1 protein-coding gene is annotated in these 2,465 nt (G+C 58.8%); it reads right to left on the bottom strand.

Annotated features, from left to right (window positions below):
- Nucleotides 1-109: 109 nt before the first annotated feature.
- A complete protein-coding gene (locus tag E1284_RS40160; protein WP_207924239.1) occupies nt 110-1,912 on the bottom strand; it encodes a reverse transcriptase/maturase family protein in 1,803 nt (600 codons plus the stop codon).
- Nucleotides 1,913-2,465 lie beyond the last annotated feature (553 nt).

The following is a 2,465-nucleotide window of genomic DNA, read 5'->3' as shown; positions in this document are numbered from 1 at the left end:
GTACCGGTAGGCCACTGGCGAGGTGCCCGCCGTCGGCGGGTCCTTTTCCAGTGGCCCCCGGCCCGAACCGGACGTGCACCTTTCAATGCATCCGGCTCTCCAGTGACTACTACGTGTTTGTCGCGGCAGACCTTTCCGCGTGGATGGTGTTATGGCATGCAGCGCATACAACTAGAGTTTTGCGCCTCATTTTGGCCATCAGTTCCGCCCACGCGGGGAGTGGTGGCCCCGCCTTCTTGAGTTCTGCAAGGGTTCGGACGTGGTGTGTTTGCACCTCGGCGGGCTTCTTGCAGAGCTCACAGGTTCCGCTTTGGAGGCGTTCGATTAGCTGTTTGCCTCGTTTGCGGGTGAGTGGGGCGGGGGGAAGGTCGTTGATAACGGCCTTCCGCTGCCGTTTGAGCGGTATTCCCCCGAACCGTGCGACCAGTGGCTTTCTGCCCGCTCGTTCGACCCGGACTTCAAAACATCTGCGGCGCCCGTAAGGTGTCATGATGGTGGTCTTGTGCTTGGCCGCCATCTTGGACGTCGTTGAGTGGTGTTTCGCTGCCAAGGTCTTGAGCATCGAGGTCAGCATGACCCAGCGCATCCGGTCTAGTTTCCAGACGTCGCCGGCGAGTAGATAGTACTGGACGATTCCCCGGTACTCGGCTCCGAACCTGCCGATGATGTCGTGGTCGGTCAGGTTTATCAGGTGAGACTGGTGCCAGGGTTTCCCGTGCTTGAGATACGGCGCACATTTGGCTTTGATCACCGGCCGTGGCACCCGCAGTGCGATCTTACCGTTGGTTGCACGCAGGCCGCGGTCGACCCGCCCACCGCGGGAGACTTTATCATTGGCGTGCTGGACGGTGATCTCGTAGCCGAGGAAACGGGCCGCGCCTGTGCGGGCGTGGGTGATCAGCGTCTTGTCTTCGTTCAGTTCGAGTTTGAGTTCGTCACGCAAGAACGTCGCGAGTCGCTGTTTGATCTCTTCGGCTTCGGCCTTGGGTCCGATGAACCCGAGTAGGTGGTCATCCGCGTACCGGATGTAATGCAGCCGACGGTATTGAGGATCCTGAGGGTCCCCGACCGGTAGCCTGCGCAACTGCTGGCGCAGTTTCCGGACTTCTTGGGTCTCGGTCTGCTCCTTTCGATATTTCTGTCTGTTGCGGATGCGGCTGATCATGTTTTCCACCTCGCGGTATGCAGGATTGCGGGTCCTGGAGCCGCCTCGGGTGTATTGGGGAATGAGAACCGTCTCAACGAACTTGTCCATCCGGTCCAGATAAATGTTGGACAAGACTGGAGAGGTCACACCGCCTTGTGGTGCTCCGGAGAGCGTGGCATGCCATACCCAGTCTTCGAGGTATCCCGCCTGTAGCATCTGTTTGATGAGGCGAAGGAACCGGTTGTCGTGGATCTTCCCGGACAATGTCGAGAGCATGACCTTATGGTCGAGCGTCCCGAAGCAGTCGGAGATGTCTCCTTCGATGAACCAGGTTGTTCCAGTCCAGTTGATGCTCACCTCGCTTAGTGCTGTGTGGCATCCTCGGCCGGAACGGAAACCGTGTGAATGGCTGGAGAATCGCGGCTCGTAGTATGCCTCCAGGAGAAGGCGGATCACTTCGCCGACGAGTTTGTCCGACCAGGACGGCAGCCCGAGCGGTCTTTTCTTCCCATCTGGTTTCGGGATGTAGTGCCGCCGGGTCGGCTTGAAGCGGTAGCGCTCGTGGCGCAACGCGTCGATGATTTGCCCGATCTTTTCCTCGGACATGCCGTCTACGGTCTCCCCGCAGGCTCCGGACGTCATCGCTCCCGGGTTGGAGTAGATGCGACCGTAGGCCATGAGATACAGGTGCGGGTTGAACAACTGTCGATACAGCTCATCGCACGGCAGGCCGCGCCTGCCGCGTTCACGCAGGACATCAAGCACTGTTTCGGCTCTTTGCATTACGCATACCTCCCAGTAACAGAAGATGTCCGATCACCTGGCCCCCTTCGCCCTGTGGACGGTTTTCCCGTCCGCCTTGGCAGGCCGTTAACCCTGCGACTACTACGGGGCCTCCGTCACCTTAGGGTTCGCACCCGTTAGGCGATCCCACGTTCGTCTCTGTCATACGTATCGAGCGCGACTTAGGCGCCTATTTCGTCTCCTTCAATCCTCTCACTGAGGATCGTTCTCACTTCCGAAGGGTGTGCCATAACGCATACAATCCGGCACAGGAAGCGGCACCGGTGCCAATGCACGAATTTCCGGTGGATGCTACCTTTCATCAACTGGAGACTTAGGTTCAATCAGTTTAGACTTCGCCATATCGCGCGGGTCCCTCAACGCATCGCTTCCGTGCTTGAACACGATCGTTGGTTTTCTGGCATGCTACGGTCCCCTTCACCTTTCGGATCCAGGTAAGCCATTAGACCCAGAAACCTCCCTTCAGTTCCTCCCGACTGAGCCGGGGATATGACAGAGCGCCTCGTGGCGCACA

Source organism: Actinomadura bangladeshensis (genome assembly GCF_004348335.1).
Lineage (GTDB): Bacteria > Actinomycetota > Actinomycetes > Streptosporangiales > Streptosporangiaceae > Spirillospora > Spirillospora bangladeshensis.
Note: the sequence above shows the minus strand (reverse complement) of the source record. Positions and strands in the feature narration are given on the sequence as shown.